Here is an 18,212-nt window from a genome sequence, read left to right on the forward strand (position 1 = left end):
GGCCCGCCCCGGGGGGCCCTCCCCCCCCCCCCCCCCGCCCCGGCCCCCGCCCGCCCCGCGCGGGGGCCGGGGGGGGGGGGGCCCCCCCCCGCGGCCCCCCCCCCTCCATGGAGTCCGCAGGGACTCCGCCGCCCGGTTCGAGGTGACCTCCCGGAGACGGGCGACCGGCCCGTCCCGGAGCTCGTCGCGTGATCCGGCCGCGGCGGAGCCCCTCAGGGCGGGGAGGAACCCGTCCGGACCTCCGCGGGCGGGCGCGGCCTGGGTCGCATGCCGAACAGGAAGCGGGCCGGGTCCGTGCGGCGGACCAGGAGGTCGTACACCGCGAAGATCAGCACCAGGGAGACCACGCTGATCACCGGGAACTTCACGGCGATCGGCGCCTCCCATCCGATCACGACGGATGCGACCGCGACGACGATCGGCTGGTGCAGGACGTACAGCGGCAGCACGGCCTCGGACAGGTAGGCGTACCAGCGGCGGGGCCGGCGCTCCGGCCGGGTGGCCGCCGACCGGGTGGCCGCCGACCGGCCCCGGCGGTCCAGGAAGCCGAGTATCGCGACCAGCCAGCACCATCCGGTCACGCCGAACAGGGCGCGGCCGATCGTCGCCTGCGGGGTCAGGTCGGTGAAGGGGTCGCCCCCGGCGGTCATCAGCAGCGGCGCGCCGACCAGGAAGATCACCACGCCGCAGACCGTGATGAGGCGCAGGTCGCGGCGGAGCGCGGCCCTGAACCGCTCGTCACCGGCGAAGGCGAACCCGAACAGGAAGAACAACAGGTACGCCGCCCGGTGCCAGCCGGCGAACTGCTCCTCCAGTCCGGCCAGCGCGCACACCACCGCCAGCGGCACGGCCGGCAGCAGGATGGCGCCCGGACGGCGCTCGGCGAGGGCGGCGGCGCGGTCGCCGAGCCGCCGCCCCCACGGCTCGCGGTCGCCGGGCCGCCGCCCCGGGGCGCCGCCCCAGCGCACCAGCGGGGCCAGGATGAGGGAGAACGTCAGCAGCAACAGCAGGAACCACAGGTGGCCGAACTCGAAGTACCGCCCGTCGAAGACGAACGGGAAATCACGCCACTTGAACCCGTCCAGGGTGAAGAAGCGCGGCAGGAACTCCGGGTAGGACTCGTGGAAGGCGGGGTCGGCCCGCTGCCGTAACCACTGCGGCAGAGGCACCAGCACGACGGTCCCGAACACCAGCGGCACCCCGAGGCGGCGCAGGCGCTCGGCGACGTACTCCCCGGCGCCCCGCCTGCGCAGCGAGTGCCAGGCCCCCAGTCCCGCCAGGAAGAACAGCAGCGGCATCGCCCACAGCACGCCGAGGGCCGAGACGACCAGCGTGAACGGGGTCGTCTCGGCGTTCTTCACATAGAAGTCGTCCTGGGCGTCGAAGACCAGCGCCGTGTGGAAGAACACCAGCCCGACGACCACCAGGACCCGGATGGAATCCAGCTCCGCGCGCCGCCCGGACGTCGTGGCGGGTGACGGTGCCATGGATCAGGATCCCTCCCCGTTCTCTTTCCGTCTCTTCCGGCTGATGACCGCCGTCACGATCGCCAGGATGACGGCGGGCGGAAGCGCGCCCTTCGGCCAGAACTCCGCGGGACACGCGTTGGCCACGCTCACCACCCCCCAGACCACGACGTTGATCGCGAAGATGACCGCCCAGGCGGCCCACACGATCTTCAGCCAGCGCGGGAGCCCGGCCGGGGCCGGTTTCCGGGGGGTCTGCGGGCGCTTCGCGGGCAGGTCGGCGACCAGGTCGGCCAGCTCGCCCCGGGTCACCGACTGGTATGCCTGGCCCAGGCGCTCGTCGAACTCCCCGAAGTCGAGGCAGCCCTCCTCCACGGCCAGCCGCAGGCGCTCGGCGGCGGCGTCGCGGTCTAGGTCGGATGCGCGTACGTCGCGGTCGTGCATGTCAGCCTTCCGTGCGGTGAGAGGCGATGGAGGGGTGGTCGGGGCCGGGTGTGGTCAGGGCTGGGCGTTCTCGGTGAGGAAGGCCGTGATCCCGGCCTTCTCCTCGTCGGTGACGTTCCGGTCCGCGCGCCGCCGGTCGGCCATGGCCCGGAGGTACGGCCGCGCCGCCTCCGCGCCGGCGTCCTCCAGGAACGCCGCCAGCCAGGTCGTCCTGCGCTCGTCCAGGGCGTGCCCGGCCGGCGTGGTGGCCAGGAGCAGCCAGGTGCAGGCGACGTCGGCGCCCGCCGCGCCCCGGGCCGCGTTGGCCCAGTCGACGACCTTCGGGCCGTCCGCGGTCAGGATCACGTTGGCCGGGTGGAGGTCCAGGTGGAGCAGGCGGTTGCCGGGGCAGCCGGGGGCGGCCTGGAGCCAGCCGGGGGCGCGCACCCCGGCGAGGTCTCGCAGCAGGGTGGCGAGGAGACGGACCCGGCGGTGCGCCTCCTGCGGCGCGCGGACCATCTCCTCCATGAGGCTGGGCCCGTCCACCCGCTCCATGAGGATGTCGGGACCGTCGGCGTCGAAGACCTCGGGGGCGGGGAACCCGTGACGGCGGGCGTGACGCATGGCGGCGGCCTCTCGTTCGAGGTCGCGGCCGTCGCGGGAGCGCCGGACCACGCGGCCGGGCCCGGCCTCGAGGATCTCGCATTCGCGTCCGGCGGCTATCAACGGCCCAACGTCCATGCCGGTCAGATTAGACAGTGAAGTCCCGGCGCGTAAATGCCGTTCCACTGGCTGGTCTTCACGGCAACTACCTGCCACCACGGGCCCCGTCAATTCCCGCCGTCATCCGTCCAAGATGGCTCCATCCGCACTAGCCCGCTTACTCCATGACATTGGGGAGGTGACACGTTGCTGGTGGCAACCGATCTCGTCAAGCGGTACGGCGATGTCCAGGCCCTTGACGGATTCACTCTGAGCGTGGGGGCAGGTGAGATCGTCGGGCTTCTGGGACACAACGGCGCGGGGAAGACGACCTTCGTCGAGATCGTGTCCCACCTGGTCCGCCCCGACAGCGGACAGGTGACCATCGACGGCAGACCCCCGTCCGCCGCCCGCGGCGAGGTCGGCGTGGCGCCCCAGCATCTGGCGCTGTACCCCTCCATCACCGTACGGGAACACCTGGAGCTGTACGGCAGGCTCGCCGGCCTGCGACGGGCGGCGCTGCGCGAGGCCGTCGAGGAGCTGGCCTTCGTCCTGCGACTCACCGAGATCATGGACAGGAGGACGGGCAAGCTCTCCGGCGGCCAGCAGCGGCGCACGCAGGCCGCCAGCGCCCTCGTCCACCGTCCCCGCCTCCTCCTGCTCGACGAGCCCACGGCCGGCGCCGACCTGGAGACCCGCCAGGCCATGCTGGACGTGGTCAAACAACGCGCGGGAGAGGGCGCGGCCGTCATCTACACCACCCACTACCTGCCCGAGCTGACCGAGCTCCAGGCCACGATCGCGGTCGCGCGCAGCGGCCGGATCATCGTCAGGGGGGCCTGCGACGAGTTGCTGCGGGACCTGCCGGGTGAGGTACGCGTGACGCTGGACGGCGAGGAGGAGATCTCGGTCTCCACCTCCGATCCGGCGGCGGCCCTGATCGACCTGCTGGGCCGGGTGAACCGCCCGGTCACCGCGGTCGACGTGCGCAACCCGTCCCTGGACGACCTCTACCGATCCCTGGCGGTCACCCATGCTGCTTGACACCGCCCCACGCCGCCTCGGCGTGCTCGACGCGCTGTACCGCATCGGCGCGCTGGCCCGGCACAACATGATCATTCGGTTGCGCGACCCCGGGCAGATGATCAGCTACGTCGCCATGCCCATGGTGCTCATGCTGGTGCTCAGGCCCCTGTACGTCCGGGCCCTCGACCAGGGCGCCACCCAGATCGCCACCGGGCTGATGGTGATGTTCTCGGTGTTCGCGATCTCCATGGCGGGCAACGCGATCCTGTCGGAACGCACCTGGCGCACCTGGGACCGGCTCCGCGTGAGCCGGGCCCCGGCGTTCGAGCTGCTGGTCGGCAAGACGCTGCCGCTGTTCGCGGTGATGATCGCGCAGCAGGCGATCCTGATCGTCTACGGCTGCCTGGCCATCGGGCTGCCGGTGCCGCCGTCGCCGCCGCTGGTGCTGCTGGCCATCATGATCTGGGCGTTCGCGCTGCTGTCGCTCGGCGCGGCGCTGGCCACGCTGGTGCGCAGCCACGGCGAGCTCAGCGTGATCTGCGACGTGGGCGCGCTCACCCTCAGCTCGCTGGGCGGGGCCCTGGTGCCGCTGAGCATCATGCCCGACTGGGCGCAGGCGGCCGCCCACGTCTCCCCGGGCTACTACGCGCTGAGCATGATGCAGGCCGCGGTGAGCGGGGACACGGCCGGCGTCGTGCCGCCCGGGGCCGTACTGCTGGCGCTGGGCCTGGCGGCGGGCGCTTTCGCCGCCCGCAGGCTGGCGCGCGGCTGGGGCCGCGGCGGGCTGCTGTGACAGGAACATCAGTGAAGAAGGGCATGTTGATGGATCAGCACCATTCACCCGGCGACGCCGATATCGCGATCATCGGCATGGCCGGTCGGTTCCCGGGTGCGGCCGACATCGAGACGTTCTGGCGCAACATCAGCACGGGCGTGGAGTCGTTCACCGAGTTCTCCGACGACGACCTGCTGGCCGCGGGCGTGTCGCCGGCCACGTTCCAGCAGCCGAACTACGTGCGGATGCGGCCGGTCCTGGACGACGTCCGCGGATTCGACGCCGCGTTCTTCGGCTACAACCCGCGTGAGGCCACGCTCGCCGACCCGCAGCAGCGCATCTTCCTGGAGTGCGTGTGGGAGGTCCTGGAGTCGTCCGGGTACGCCGCCCCCGAGGGCCGGGGCAGCGTGGGCGTGTTCGCCGGGATGAACATCAGCGGCTACCTGCTGACCCGGCTCATGGCGTTCCAGATGGGCATCGACACCAGCGCCCTGATGATCGGGAACGACAAGGACGCGCTGGCCACGAACGTCGCCTTCCGCTTCGACCTGGACGGTCCCGCGCTGTCGGTGCAGACGTTCTGCTCGACCTCGCTGGTGGCGGTCCACCTGGCCTCGGAGAGCCTGCGGCGCGGCGAGTGCCGGATGGCGCTGGCCGGCGGCGTGTCGGTGCGCATCCCCGACCGCACCGGCTACCTGTGGGAGGAGGGTGGCCAGGAGTCACCCGACGGCCACGTGCGCACGTTCGACGCCGAGGGCCGGGGCAGCATGTTCGGCGACGGCGCGGCGGTCGTGCTGCTCAAGCGGCTCGACGACGCCGTGGCCGACCGGGACACCGTGCACGCCGTGATCCGTGCCTCGGCCATCAACAACGACGGCGCGATGAAGTTCAGCTACCTGGCGCCGAGCATCGACGGGCAGCGCCGCTGCGTGTCGGCGGCCCTCGACCGGGCCGGCGTGAACCCCGACGACGTCTCGTACGTCGAGGCGCACGGCACCGCCACCGAGGTCGGCGACCCGATGGAGGTGGCCGCGCTGACCCGCGCGTTCGGCGCCACGAAACGCAAGCAGTACTGCGTGCTCGGCTCGATCAAGCCGAACGTGGGCCACCTGGACCGGGCCTCCGGCGTGACCGGCCTGATCAAGGTCGTCCAGTCGCTGCGCAACGAGCTGATCCCCGGCACGCTGCACTACCGCTCCCCCAACCCCGAGATCGACTTCGGTGACAGCCCCTTCCACGTCACCGCCGAGCCCACTCCGTGGCCGCGCACGCCGGACAGGCCGCGCATCGCGGGCATCAGCTCGCTGGGCATGGGCGGCACCAACGCGCACGCCATCGTCACCGAGGCGCCGCTCCCCGCGCCGCGCGGCACGCGTCCGCGCCGCCTGCAGATCCTGCCGGTCTCGGCCCGGTCGCAGGCCGCCGCCGAGCAGTCGTGCGCGCGGCTGGCCGCCCACCTGGAGAGGTCGCCGGACGACCTCGGCGACGTGGCGTACACCCTGCAGGCCGGGCGGAAGCTGTTCGGGCACCGCAGGGTCGTGATCGCCGACTCGCCGGAGTCGGCGGCGGCCCGGCTGTCCGACCCGGCGGCGACGCTGGGACGCGCGGACGCGACCGTCGGGCGCAAGACCGGCTTCCTCGTCGCGGGGGTCGGCGAGCAGTACCCCGGCATGGTCGCCGGCCTCTACGCCGAGGAGCCGACGTTCCGCGCGGACGTGGACGAGTGCCTGGCCCTGCTGGGGCTGACCGCGCCGGGCCAGCTGTCCGACATCTTCGTCCCCGCCGAGCAGGCCGGGGGCGACACCGGCGACCTGGCCAGACTGCTCGGCCGGACCGAGGCGGGCGCGCCGCGCTCCGCCACCGAGCCGCATCTGGTGCAGCCCGCGGTCTTCGTGGCCGAGTACGCACTGGCGCGGCTGCTCGTCCGATGGGGCGTCGAGCCCGAGATCATGATCGGCTACAGCCTCGGCGAGTACGTGTGCGCCTGCCTGGCGGGCGTGCTGTCGCTGCCGGACGCGCTACGGCTGGTGGCGTACCGGGCGAAGCTCATCACCTCGCGGCCCGAGGGCGCGATGCTGGCGGTGTCCGCCGACGAGCGCCGGCTGGCCGCCGTCCTGGGCCAGGTGTTCACCGAAGAGCTGGACGTCGCCGTCCGCACCGGCTCGCAGGTCGTGCTCGCCGGGCCCGCCGAGGCGGTGGAGCGGGCCGCCGCGCTGCTGCTCGACTCCAGGATCGGGCACCGGCGGCTGGAGACCACGCACGCCTTCCACTCCCGGATGCTCGCCCCGCTGGCCGGTGAGCTGACGTCCTGGATCGCCGACAACATCACGCTGAACCCGCCGCAGATCGCGTACCTGAGCAACGTGACCGGCGAGCCGGCCACCGCCGAGGTCGTGACCGACCCGGGCTACTGGGCCCGCCACATGTGCGAGACCGTCGAGTTCGGCAGGGGGCTCGGCCACGTGCTCGGGCAGGCCGGCCTGGCGCTCGTCGAGATCGGTCCCGGGCAGTCGCTCGGCGCGCTGACCCGCGGCCACCCGTCCTGCGACCGCGAGCAGTGGCCGCTCATCGTGACCGTGCTCCCCGCCGCCGGAGACCCGCAGGACGCCGGCGCCGCCGTCGCGACCGCGGTCGGGAGGCTGTGGCTGACCGGGGTGCCGGTCGACTGGGCCGCGCTGCATGCCGGCGAGGACTGGGCGCCCCGCCGGGTGCCGCTGCCGACGTACCCGTTCGAGCGGCAGGACTACTGGCTGGAGATCGACCAGGACGCGTTCGGCGGCGGCGGCGGCGGGGCGGCCGCCTACGACGAGAGCGACCCGACCAGCATCGCCAAGGCGTACCCGCGCCTGCCCGACACCCGCTGGATCCACGTGCCCGTCTGGCAGCAGACGGCCGTCCGGCCCCCCGGCGGACAGGACGCCGGCCGCTGGCTGGTCTACACCGACGAGGGCCGCGCGGCCGAGCTGGCCGCGCCGCTGCTCGCGCACCTCGCCGCGGCCGGCAAGGAGGTGGTCCTGGTACGGCCCGGCGAACGGTTCTCCAGCGACGACGACGGCCTGCGGGTGCGTCCCGGCTCGGCCGAGGACATGCTGGCGGCGCTGCGCGAGCTGGCCGGACGCCGCTGGGAGCCCGAGCGCGTGGTGCACCTGTGGTCGGCGGAGGACGCCCCGATCGAGGAGACCCTGCAGCGCGGCCTGCACACGCTGGTCGGCCTGGCCCGCGCGGCCGGCGACATGGGCCTGAGCGGCTGGCAGCTCGACATCGTCACCTCCGGCGGCCAGCGGGTGCACCCGGGCGACCGCGTCCACGCCGGGCTCGGCACCCTGCTCGGCCCGGCCCGGCTGATCCCCGTCGAGTACCCGAAGGTCAGGACCCGCGTCATCGACGTCGACGCCGGGGCGGACGCGCTGCTCGCCGAGCTGCTCGCCGAACCGTCCGACCAGGTGGTCGGGCTGCGCGGCGGGCAGCGGTGGATCCCCGGCTACGAGGCGCTGGACGCCTCCGTGATCGCCGCCAGGACCCCGGCCGCCCAGGTCCGCAAGGGCGGCGTCTACCTGGTCACCGGCGGCCTGGGCGGCATCGGCCTGGCCATGGCCGAACGGCTGGCCGAGCACTACCGGGCGCGGCTGGTGCTGCTGGGGCGCACGCCGGTCCCGCCGCGCGAGCAGTGGCCCGCGATCCTGGCCTCCGACTCCACCGCCCCCGAGGTCCGCAGGCGGCTGGAGGGGCTGCGCCGCCTGGAGGCGGCCGGCGCGGAGGTCGTCACCGTCGCCGGGGACGTCTCCAGACCCGAGGACGCCCGCCGCGCCGTGGCCGCCGCCGTCGAGCGCTTCGGCGAGCTGAACGGCGTGCTGCACTGCGCCGGGGTGCCCGCCGTGGGGCTCATGCAGTTCAAGACCGTCGCCGACATGGAGAGGGTGCTCGCGCCCAAGGTCATGGGCACGCTCGCGCTGGCCGAGGCGCTGCGCGGCACGCAGGCGGACTTCCTGGCGCTGTACTCCTCCACCACCTCCGCCACCGGCGGCGGCGCCGGCCAGGTGGACTACTGCGCCGCCAACGCCTTCCTCGACTCCTTCGCGCTCAGCGACCCCCTGCCCGGGGTGACGGTCACCTCCGTCGACTGGTGCGAGTGGACGTGGAACGGCTGGACCGAGGGCCTGGAGAACTACGACGAGGGCTCCAAGCAGTACTTCGCCTGGTACCGGGAGAACTTCGGCCTCACCTTCGACCAGGGATGGGAGACCCTGCTGCGGGTCCTCGCCGGCGGTGAGCCGCACGTCGTGGCCTCCACGCAGGACTTCGCGCCCCTGGTGGCGATGAGCCGCAGGTCCTCGATCGAGAGCCACCAGGCGACGGTGAAGAAGATCAGGGACGCGTTCGGCCGACACCCGCGCCCCGACCTGTCCACCGCGTACGTCGAGCCGCAGACGCCGGCGGAGGAGACCATCGCCGGGGTGTGGGCGGAGGCCCTGGGCCTGGAGCAGGTCGGCGTGCACGACAACTTCTTCGAGCTGGGCGGCAACTCGCTGCTCGGCATGGAGATCATCGCCGAGGTCAGGAAGGCGCTGGAGCTGTCCTACCTGCCGCCGCACATCCTCTACCAGGCGCCCACGGTCGCCTCGCTCGCCGAGGCGGCCCAGGCCGACCAGGACGCGGACGAGCAGCCGAGCGAGGCGAAGGACCGGCAGCGGTCCCGCATCGCCCAGCGGCGCAACATGCTCAGGAGCGGAAGGACGTCATGACCACCGAAACCGACTACGACTCCGCGGTCGCGTTGATCGGCATGTCCGGGCGCTTCCCCGGCGCCAGGAACCTGGCCGAGCTGTGGGGCAACCTGCTCGCGGGGGTCAAGGGCCTGCGCACCATCACCGAGGAGGAGCTGCGGGAGTCCGGCGTCGATCCGGGCCTCCTCGCCGACCCCCGGTACGTGCGCGTCGGCGGACCCCTGCACGACCTCGACCTCTTCGACGCCACCGTGTTCGGGATCAACCCGCGCGAGGCCGAGACCATGGACCCGCAGCACCGGCTGTTCCTGGAGTGCTCGTGGGAGGCCATCGAGGGCGCCGGGTACTGCCCGACCGACGTGCCCGGCCAGGTCGCCGTCTTCGGCGGGTGCGGGTTCCCCGACTACATCGTGCAGAACCTCCAGCACCTCGGCGCGCAGCCGGGCGGGGCGCTGCTCATGGCCGTGGGCAACGAGCGCGACTCGCTGGCCTCGCTGGTGTCGTACAAGCTGGGGCTGCGCGGGCCCGCCGTGTCGGTGCAGACGTTCTGCTCGACCTCGCTGGTCGCGGTGCACCTGGCGTGCCAGAGCCTGCTCACCTACGAGTGCGACGTCGCGGTGGCGGGCGGCGCGTTCACCCCGCTCCCCCGGCACGCCGGCTACCTGTACGAGCAGGGCGGCATCATGTCGCCCGAGGGCCGGGTGCGCAGCTTCGACGCCGAGGCGGGCGGCACCGTGATGGGCAGCGGCACGGCGGTCGTGGCGCTCAAGCGCATGACGGACGCGCTCGCGGACGGCGACATCATCCACGCGGTCATCCTGGGCTCGGCGGCCAACAACGACGGCCGTATGCGGGCCGGGTACACCGCGCCCGGCGTGGACGGCCAGGCCGAGGTGATCGAGTCGGCGCTCGGCGTGGCCGGGGTCAAACCCGACACCGTCGGGTACGTCGAGTGCCACGCCACCGGCACCATGCTGGGCGACTCGATCGAGCTGGCCGCCATGAACCGGGTCTTCTCCCAGCCGCGCGAGACGCCGTGCGTGCTGGGGTCGCTCAAGCCGAGCCTGGGCCACCTCGACCGGGCCTCCGGCGCGACCGGGCTGATGCGGGCGGCCATGGCGCTCAAGCACGGGCTGCTGCCGGGCACGCCCGGCTACGAGACCCCGAACCCCGCGCTGGCCGCCGGAGGCGACCGGTTCACGGTGCTGACCGAGGACCGGCCGTGGGAGACGGGGCCGCATCCGCGGCGGGCCGGGGTCAGCTCGTTCGGGCTGGGCGGCACCAACGCGCACGTGATCATGGAGGAGGCGCCGCGCCGGCCCTCCCGGCCCGCCCGCCCCGGGCCGCACCTGCTGGTGCTCTCGGCCGGCGACGGCCAGGCGCTGGGCGAGACGACCGAACGGCTGCGCGACCACCTGACCGGCGAGCACGGCGACGACCTCGCCGACGTGGCCTTCACCCTCCAGGTCTCCCGCGGCGGCTTCGCCCTGCGCCGCGCCGTCGTCGTCCACGACCGCGACGACGCGGTGGCCGCCCTGGGCGACCCGTCCCGCTGGATCGACGGCAAGACCCAGCGCCGCAACCCCAAGGTCCGTCTCACCGCCTCCCCCGACGCCCCGGAGACGTGGTGGGGCGAACTGCACTCCGCGGTGGAGACCGTGCTGCGGCACGCCGCCTCACCTACCGCCTCGTCTCGTGAGGCGGCGCTCGACGCGCTCGCCGACGGGCTGGGGACCATCGGCGTCCGCGTGGTGCGGGGCGACGACGACGAGCAGGCCGAGGAGGTCGTGGTCGCCCCCGGGGAGGGGGGCACCGCGGCCGAATGGTTGCTGGAGGTCGTGGCGCGGCTGTGGATGGCCGGGAGCACGGTCGACTGGGCCGCGCTGCACAACGGGCGGGGACTGCGGGTCGAGCTGCCCACGTACCCGTTCCAGCGGCGCAGGTTCTGGGTGAAGGCCGACCCCGCGCAGGCGGTGGCGCCGGCCGGTCAGGGCAAGACGTTCGACCGGTCGCGCTGGACCCACCTTCCGGTGTGGAGGCGGCGCCCGCTGCCGGTGTCCGACCTCGACGAGCGGCTGCGCGAGGCCGGCCCGTGGCTGGTGTTCACCGCCGACGACCGCGGCGAGGCCCTGACCGAGCGGCTCGTCGAAGCCGGCGCCGACGTGACCGCCGTACGCGCCGGCGACCGGTTCGGGCAGGAGGACACCGGCGACTTCACCGTCCGCCCGGACAAGGCCGACGACGTGGCGGAGCTGATGTACTCGCTGGTGGCCATGCCGAGGACGATCGTGCACGGGTTCAGCCTGGCCTCTCACGAGCAGGACCCCGGCGCCGACCCCGTGGCGCACTTCGCCGAGGAGCAGCGCCGCGGCTTCTACCCGGTGCTGGCGCTCTCCCGCGAGCTGCTCGACAACACCGGGTCCGCGCCGCGCGCCGGACTGGTGCTGCTCACCCCGCAGGCGGTCAACGTGGCGGGCGACGACCTGCGGCACCCCGGGCACGCCACCCTGGCCGCGCTCGCCCCCAGCCTCCAGCAGGAGAACCCGCGGCTGCGCTGCCGCCACATCGACGTGGACGCCGGCGACGCCGCCGTCCTCGCCGAGCAGGTGCTGGCCGCCGCGGTCGCCGAGCACGAGGGCCCGATGGCGGTGCGCGCGGGCGAGACCTGGCTGCGCGCGTACGAGCCGTACCCGATCGAGGAGCCGGCCCCGGAGCGGCGGCCGGTGCGCGACGGCGACACGGTGCTCATCACCGGCGGTCTCGGCGACGTCGGCCTGGTCCTGGCCCGGCACTTCGCCGACGCCTACGGCTGCCGCCTGGTGCTCACCGCGCGCTCCCCGCTGCCGCCGCCCGGGGAGTGGGACGCCTACCTGGCCGCGCCCCCTCCCGGCGGCGAGCGCACGGCCCGGCACATCCTCAACGTCCGCGATCTGGAGAGCCGGGGCGCGACCGTGCTCGCCCTCTCGGCGGACGTGGCCGACGAGGAGCGGATGCGGGCCGTCGTCGCCGCGGCCGTCGAGCGGTTCGGCGCGATCGACGTGGTGGTGCACGGCGCGGGCGTGCAGGACGGCGCCTACTTCAACTTCGCGCACCTGATGGACCGGCAGCAGTGCGAGGCGCACTTCGCGGCCAAGGTGACCGGGTTCCACGTGCTGCAGAAGGTGCTCGGCGAGCGGTGCCCGGACCGGCGGATCACCCTGTCGTCGATCGCGGCGGTGCTCGGCGGGATGACCCTGGGACCGTACGCGTCGGCCAACGCCGCGCTCGACGCGTACGTCCGCGTGGCGCGCACGACCGGCCGGGGCCGCTGGGTCACCGTCGACTGGGACACCTGGAACATCGACCCCGACCGGATCTCCGGCCACAGCGAGGCCGTCGCCGACTACACGATGACCCCGGCCGAGGGCGTGGACGTCCTGGAGCGGGCGCTGTCGGCGGCCGACCGGGCCGGGCACCTGGTGATCTCCACCGGGTCGCTGGACTCCCGGATCGCCCAGTGGGTCACCGGCGACATCCACGGCGGCGACGACTTCGACGACCGCGAACGACACCCGCGCCCGGAGCTGAACAACCCGTACGTGGAGCCGAAGGAGGGCACCGAGGCCACGCTGGCCGACATCTGGTCGCGCGTGCTCGGCATCGACCCCATCGGCGCCCTGGACAACTTCTTCGAGCTCGGCGGCCACTCGCTGCTGGCGATCGAGCTGACCACCAGGATCCGCAGGACGCTCAACGCGTCGGTTCCGGTGACCGGCCTGCTGGAGTGCCCCACGGTCCGGCAGCTCGCCGAACTGCTCGACGCCCGCGACGAGGAGGACTGAGCGCCCCATGAAGCAGCCCGAGTACCTGCGGACCGTGCAGGGCTTCGCCCGGCGCGAGCTGCTGGGCAAGGACGCGTACCTGGACTCGCTGGCCGAGGCCCCGCTCCCGCTCTACCGGGACTTCGCCTCCACCGGCCTGGCGAACTGGTGGATGCCCAAGGAGTTCGGCGGCCTCGGCATGGGCCTGGAGGAGAGCGTCCGCATCGCGGCCGAGCTGGCGTACTCGGACGCCGGGGTCGCGTTCACGCTCTTCATCCCCGTGCTGACCACGAGCATGGTCCAGTGGTACGGCGACGAGGAGCTGAAGGAACGCCACCTGCGGCCCCTCGTGGCCGGCAACGGGTTCGCCGCGACGCTGGGCAGCGAACACGCCGCCGGCAGCGAGCTGGCCAGGATCTCCACGACCGCGCGCCGCGAGGGCGACGCGGTCGTGCTGGACGGGCGGAAGGCGTTCTCCACCAACACCGGCTTCGCCGACTTCCTCGTCGTGATCGCGCGGGCCCAGGACGACCCGTCGGGCTACCTGGCCGTCCTGGTGCCGCGCGACACGCCGGGGATCACCGTGGACAGGCGGTGGGACGTCATCGGGCTGCGCTCGTCGGCCACCTACGAGGTGTCGCTGTCCGGGGTGCGGGTGCCCGCGGGGAACGTGCTGCGGGGCAACGGCCTGCGCCTGCTGGAGGTGGGCCTGAACGCCAGCCGCATCCTCATCGCCGCCACGGCCCTGGGCGTCGCCCGGCGGGTGCGGGACGTGTGCATGGAGTACGCCAAGACCAAGTCGGTCAAGGGGGCGCCGCTGACCGCCAACGCCGTGTTCGCCTCGCGGCTGGGCCAGTTCGAGATGGAGATCGAGGTCATGGCCAACCAGTGCCTGGCGGCGGCGCGGGCGTACGACGAGATCGCGGACCGGCCCGACGCGGGCGAGGAGTTCCTGCGCGTGGGCACGCTGAAGCAGGCGCTGACGACGAAGATGTTCTGCGGGCAGACGGGGTGGCGGATCGCCTCGACCGCCTCGGAGATGTTCGGCGGGCTCGGCTACACGCACGAGGCGGTCATCGGCAAGCTGGCACGGGACATGCGGTACGTGTCGATCGTCGAGGGCGGCGACGACGTGCTGCGGGACCTGGTGTTCAGCCGGTACGTGGTGCCGGTGTCGAAGCGATCGTGACCACCGCGGCGGCGTAGCCGGCGGCGACGTCGAGCCAGCGGACCGGACCACGAAGGGAGCGCGACCGTTCACAGGTCGCGCTCCCTTCGTGTCCCCCGCCGTGGCCCCCGTCACGGACTCCGCCGTGGTCCCCGTCACGGACTCCGTCGTGGCCTCCGTCGCGGACTCCGTCGTGGACTCCCTCGCGGACGAGCACGTCGCCGAGCTGGGCCAGGCCGCCGCCGGTGGCCTTGACGAACGCCTCCTTGGCGGTCCACAGGCGGAAGTACCCGGCCAGGGCGGCGCCGGGGTCGGCGCGCAGGCGCGCCGCCTCCTCCGGGCGGTAGAGACGGTCGGCCATGGCCAGGGGGTCGAGGTCGTCGCGGACGCGTTCGACGTCCACGCCCACGCGCCATCCCGCGGGGGCGACGGCGATCAGCGCCCACTCGTCGGAGTGCGACAGGTTGAAGTCGGGCGCGGGCCGGCCCCCGCCGAGGTCGAGGCGGGGGCGGCCCGAGGCGTCCCGGGAGAAGGCGAGCCGGGCGGCGGGCACGCCGCAGACGCCGCCCAGCACGGAGCGCAGGGCGGCGTGCGCGACGACGTACCGGCGGCGGTCGGCGGCGCGGGCGAAGGCACGGGCCCTCTCCCGCTCGCCCTCCGACAGCCACCCCCACCATCCGGGTCGCTCGGCCCGGTCCAGGCGTACCTTCCACACCCGGACCCCGGACGGCCACGACCGCGCCCACGGGTCCCGGACCCCCGCGCCGGCGGACCGCGCGTTCTCCGCCCGCACGCCCGCGGCCCGCGTGCTCGCGGACCGCTGGTCCGTGAGCACGCGGGCCGGAGCCGGAGCCGGCGTCACACCCATGGGCGGAGGGCCTCCGTGACGATCGCGTGAGTGCGGGCCGCCTGTTCGAGGACGGCGAAGTGGCCGCCGTCGAACGAGTACGGGGCGAAGTGAGCGCTGGTCAGCGTGCTCCACCCCGCCGCCTTGAGCGGGGAGACGCGCGGGTCCGCCGAGCTCGTCAGCAGCGAGATCGGCAGGTCCAGCAGCGGCTCGTCCCGGTAGACGTAGGTCTCCTTCACGGTGAAGTCGGCCTGCACCGCGTGAATGATCATCGCCAGCGCGTCCGGGTCGGACAGCAGCCACTCGGGGGTGCCGCCGAGCGTCCGCAGCAGCTCCGCCACCTCCTTCGGGTTCATGTCCCGCACCGGCGGCCCGTCCTCGCGGGTGAGGTGGGGGGCGTCGGAACCGGAGACGAACAGGTGCACGGGAGCGGGCCCGCCCCGCCGCCGGATCTCCCGGATCAGCTCGAACGCGACGATCGCGCCGAGGCTGTGGCCGTACAGGGCGTACCGGCGACCGGCCGCGGACGCCTCGACGTCCGCGAGCACGGTGTCGGCCAGGTCGGAGACCAGCGGCTCCATGCGCTCGTAGGGCGGCTCCCGGTGCCGGGACTCGCGGCCGGGCAGCTGGACGGGCTGCACGGCCACGCCGGGCAGCCTGCGCTGCCACATCCGGAACGCCGACGCGGCGCCGCCCGCGTGGGGCAGGCAGTACAGCGGCAGGGCGCCGGGCTCCGCGCCCGTGCAGGCGCGGAACGGCAGCCACCGCGACAGGACGTCCTCGGTGCTCGCGACGCTCATGTCCCGATCTCCAGACGGACGTACGGCGGCGGCGGCTGCACGGCGCCGAGGTCGGCCTCCAGCACCACGTGCGCCCCGTTCCGCTCCGCCTCGCGGAACCCGGCGAACGCGTACGTCACCTGCATCATCCGGTTGCGCCCCGTCTCCACGAAGTCGGCCCGCACCGCCACCCCGGCGTCGGCGGCCAGTCGCAGGACGTGGTTGAGCAGCACCATGCCCACGCCCCGCGACATCACCCGGCACGACATCAGCAGCATGCGCAGCCACCAGACGTCCCGCCCCTTCTCGACCAGGACGAGCCCGATCTTGCCGTAGTCGCCGAACCTGTCGGTCAGCGACGCGACCAGGAGCAGGTGGTCGGGGGACTCCCGCAGGGCGTCCAGCTCGTCGTAGGAGTAGGTGCGCCCGGTGGAGTTGAGCTGGTTGGTGCGGACGGTCAGCTCCTCGGCCCTCTGCAGGTCCTCCTGGCGGGCCGGGGAGATGGTGAACGACATCTCCAGGCTCGCCAGGAACTCCTCGTTGGTGCCGACGAAGCCCTCCTCCAGCTCGTCCCTGGCGAGCTGGCTGTGGTACATCTCGCGCCGCCGCGCCGACTCGTCGGTCACGAACCGGGGACGGAACTCCGGCCTGGTCAGGGCCTCGTCCAGGTCGGTCACGTCCACGCAGGTCACGTCGGGCAGCTCGTGGGCCACCTCGCCGCGCTCGAACTCCTGGTCGTCCACGAACGCGAAGGCGTCGAGCCCGAGGTTGAGCGCCTTGGCGATGTTCCTGATCGAGCCGGACTTGGGGTTCCAGTTGATCTGCGGGTAGAGGAACAGGTCCGCCAGGCCCAGCTCGGTCAGCTTGGCCATGGCCGCGTCACGGTCGTTCTTGGACGCGACCGAGTGCAGGACGCCCTTGCGGTCCAGCTCGCGGATGTGCTCGACGACGGCGGGGCGCACGGTCACGTCGCCGTCCTCCAGCAGCACGCCGTTCCACAGGGTGTTGTCCAGGTCCCACACGACGCACTTGACGCGGCCCCGCCGGGGTTTCTCCGGCGCGACGAAGACACCGGGGTCCTGGCGTTCGGTGGTCACGCTCATCTGGTCATCTCCCGCTCCGCCTGGCCTGCGATGGTGATGCGCTGGATCTCGTTGCTGCCCTCGATGATCTCCATGACCTTGGCGTCCCGGTAGAACCGCGCCACCGGGTAGTCGGGGCTGCAGCCGTTGGCGCCGTGGATCTGCACGGCCTCGGCGGCGTGCCGGACCGCGGCGGTGGAGGCGAAGTACTTCGCGATCCAGGTCGCCATGATCGTGTCGGCGTCCCCGGCGTCCTTCAGCCGGCCGGCCTCGGCCAGCAGCAGCCGGGACGCGCGGGCGTCGGTGACCATGTCGGAGAGCTTGGCCTGGATCAGCGGCAGCTCCGCCAGGGGCCGTCCGCCCACCCGGCGGTGCGCGGCGTAGGCGGCCGACGCCTCCAGGCACGCCTGGATGATGCCGACGGACCCGGCCGCCACGCTGTAGCGGCCTAGGTCGAGGGTTCCGGTCAGCACCATGCCGGCCATGAAGCCGCTGCTCGGCCCGAGCAGCGCGCCGGGGTCGAGCACGACGTCGTCGAAGGTGATCTCGGCCAGCATGGAGGCCCGGGTGCCGAGCATGTCGTCGATCGGCGTGACGCGCACGCCCGGCGCGTTCCTCGGCACGAGGAACGCGCCGATGCTGGCGGCGGTGCGGGCGAACACCAGGAACAGGTCCGCCCGCTGCCCGCCGGTCGTCCACTTCTTGACGCCGTTGATCACCCAGCCGCCGCCGCCCTCGACGGCGGTGGTCGCGATGCCGGAGGTGTCGCTGCCGGCGCCCGGCTCGGACAGGCAGAACGCCCCCAGCGTCTCGCCGGTGGCCAGCTCGGGGGCCCACCGGGCGTGCTGCTCCGGCGTGCCCCAGCGCTGCAGGGTCCACGCGACCATGGTGTGCACGGTCAGCAGGCTGCGCAGGGACGAGCAGCCGCGGCCCACCTCCTCGTGCACCTCGCCGAGCGTGACCAGGTCCATCCCGGCCCCGCCCGGGTCCGGCGACAGGAACGGCGCCCACAGACCCGCCGCGGCCACGTGCCGCAGCAGGTCCTCGGGGACGCGGCCGATCCTGTCGTACTCATCCGCGTACGGCACCACGTACGTGTCGACGAACGCCCGCGCCGAGCGCCGGTCGACGACCTGGACGGGTACCGGTGCGACGAGCGTCACGCGGCGGCCACGGTCGTCGAGAGGCGGGTCACGAGGCCGGCCATCGCGGTGGCGGTGCGGAAGTTGTCGATCCGCAGCTCCTCGTTGGGGATGGTGACGCCGAAGGTCTTCTCGACGTACATCACCAGTTCCATCGCGAACAGCGAGTTGACGAAGCCGAGCGCGAAGATGTCCTGCGTCGCGTCGATCTCGGCCTGCGGGTACCGGCCGCGGACGAAGTCGAGGATCTGCTCCTGGGAGGTGGGGTGCGACATCGG

13 protein-coding genes are annotated in these 18,212 nt (G+C 73.4%); 5 read left to right on the top strand and 8 right to left on the bottom strand.

Features of this window, described 5'->3' with window-relative positions; all coding sequences use genetic code 11:
• Window positions 1-212: 212 nt before the first annotated feature.
• From AB0D67_RS34950 to AB0D67_RS34960, 3 genes are read right to left on the bottom strand one after another with little or no spacing between them, the layout of a single operon-like run.
• A complete protein-coding gene (locus AB0D67_RS34950; protein ID WP_362945486.1) occupies window positions 213-1,487 on the bottom strand; it encodes an acyltransferase family protein in 1,275 nt (424 codons plus the stop codon).
• 3 nt (window positions 1,488-1,490) lie between these two features.
• On the bottom strand, window positions 1,491-1,910 hold the full coding sequence (locus AB0D67_RS34955) for a DUF1707 domain-containing protein (RefSeq protein WP_362945488.1): 420 nt from the start codon (window positions 1,908-1,910) through the stop codon (window positions 1,491-1,493).
• A 54-nt stretch (window positions 1,911-1,964) separates the two neighbouring features.
• Window positions 1,965-2,630 carry a phosphotransferase gene (locus AB0D67_RS34960; protein ID WP_362945490.1) on the bottom strand — a complete coding sequence of 222 codons (666 nt, stop codon included), beginning with the start codon at window positions 2,628-2,630 and terminating at the stop codon, window positions 1,965-1,967.
• Between the two features lie 174 nt (window positions 2,631-2,804).
• Between AB0D67_RS34960 and AB0D67_RS34965 the strand changes: the two genes are divergently transcribed.
• From AB0D67_RS34965 to AB0D67_RS34985, 5 genes are read left to right on the top strand one after another with little or no spacing between them, the layout of a single operon-like run.
• Window positions 2,805-3,635, top strand: a complete 831-nt coding sequence (locus tag AB0D67_RS34965; protein ID WP_362945492.1) for an ABC transporter ATP-binding protein — start codon at window positions 2,805-2,807, stop codon at window positions 3,633-3,635.
• Window positions 3,625-4,410: an ABC transporter permease gene (locus tag AB0D67_RS34970; protein WP_362945494.1), complete on the top strand. Its 786-nt coding sequence runs from the start codon at window positions 3,625-3,627 to the stop codon at window positions 4,408-4,410. The genes AB0D67_RS34965 and AB0D67_RS34970 overlap by 11 nt, the downstream gene beginning before the upstream one ends.
• Window positions 4,411-4,439: 29 nt before the next feature.
• Window positions 4,440-9,134 carry an SDR family NAD(P)-dependent oxidoreductase gene (locus tag AB0D67_RS34975; RefSeq protein WP_362945496.1) on the top strand — a complete coding sequence of 1,565 codons (4,695 nt, stop codon included), beginning with the start codon at window positions 4,440-4,442 and terminating at the stop codon, window positions 9,132-9,134.
• The gene (locus AB0D67_RS34980; protein ID WP_362945498.1) at window positions 9,131-12,937 is read left to right on the top strand and encodes an SDR family NAD(P)-dependent oxidoreductase; all 3,807 of its coding nucleotides are present in this window, start codon (window positions 9,131-9,133) and stop codon (window positions 12,935-12,937) included. The genes AB0D67_RS34975 and AB0D67_RS34980 overlap by 4 nt, the downstream gene beginning before the upstream one ends.
• A gap of 7 nt (window positions 12,938-12,944) precedes the next feature.
• On the top strand, window positions 12,945-14,105 hold the full coding sequence (locus AB0D67_RS34985; RefSeq protein WP_362945500.1) for an acyl-CoA dehydrogenase family protein: 1,161 nt from the start codon (window positions 12,945-12,947) through the stop codon (window positions 14,103-14,105).
• Here the strand turns inward: AB0D67_RS34985 and AB0D67_RS34990 are convergent.
• From AB0D67_RS34990 to AB0D67_RS35010, 5 genes are read right to left on the bottom strand one after another with little or no spacing between them, the layout of a single operon-like run.
• A complete protein-coding gene (locus AB0D67_RS34990) occupies window positions 14,068-14,952 on the bottom strand; it encodes a 4'-phosphopantetheinyl transferase superfamily protein (RefSeq protein WP_362945502.1) in 885 nt (294 codons plus the stop codon). The two genes, AB0D67_RS34985 and AB0D67_RS34990, sit on opposite strands and share 38 nt — an antisense overlap.
• A complete protein-coding gene (locus AB0D67_RS34995; RefSeq protein ID WP_362945504.1) occupies window positions 14,943-15,731 on the bottom strand; it encodes an alpha/beta fold hydrolase in 789 nt (262 codons plus the stop codon). The genes AB0D67_RS34990 and AB0D67_RS34995 overlap by 10 nt, the downstream gene beginning before the upstream one ends.
• On the bottom strand, window positions 15,728-16,813 hold the full coding sequence (locus AB0D67_RS35000; protein WP_362945506.1) for an HAD-IIIC family phosphatase: 1,086 nt from the start codon (window positions 16,811-16,813) through the stop codon (window positions 15,728-15,730). The genes AB0D67_RS34995 and AB0D67_RS35000 overlap by 4 nt, the downstream gene beginning before the upstream one ends.
• On the bottom strand, window positions 16,810-17,955 hold the full coding sequence (locus AB0D67_RS35005; RefSeq protein WP_362945508.1) for an acyl-CoA dehydrogenase family protein: 1,146 nt from the start codon (window positions 17,953-17,955) through the stop codon (window positions 16,810-16,812). Before AB0D67_RS35005 ends, AB0D67_RS35000 begins: the two co-directional genes overlap by 4 nt.
• Window positions 17,952-18,209, bottom strand: coding sequence for an acyl carrier protein (locus AB0D67_RS35010; RefSeq protein ID WP_362945510.1), 258 nt, complete (start codon window positions 18,207-18,209; stop codon window positions 17,952-17,954). Before AB0D67_RS35010 ends, AB0D67_RS35005 begins: the two co-directional genes overlap by 4 nt.
• Between the last annotated feature and the right edge of the window lie 3 nt (window positions 18,210-18,212).

Origin of the sequence: Streptosporangium sp. NPDC048047 (assembly GCF_040653115.1) — a bacterium.
Lineage (GTDB): Bacteria > Actinomycetota > Actinomycetes > Streptosporangiales > Streptosporangiaceae > Streptosporangium.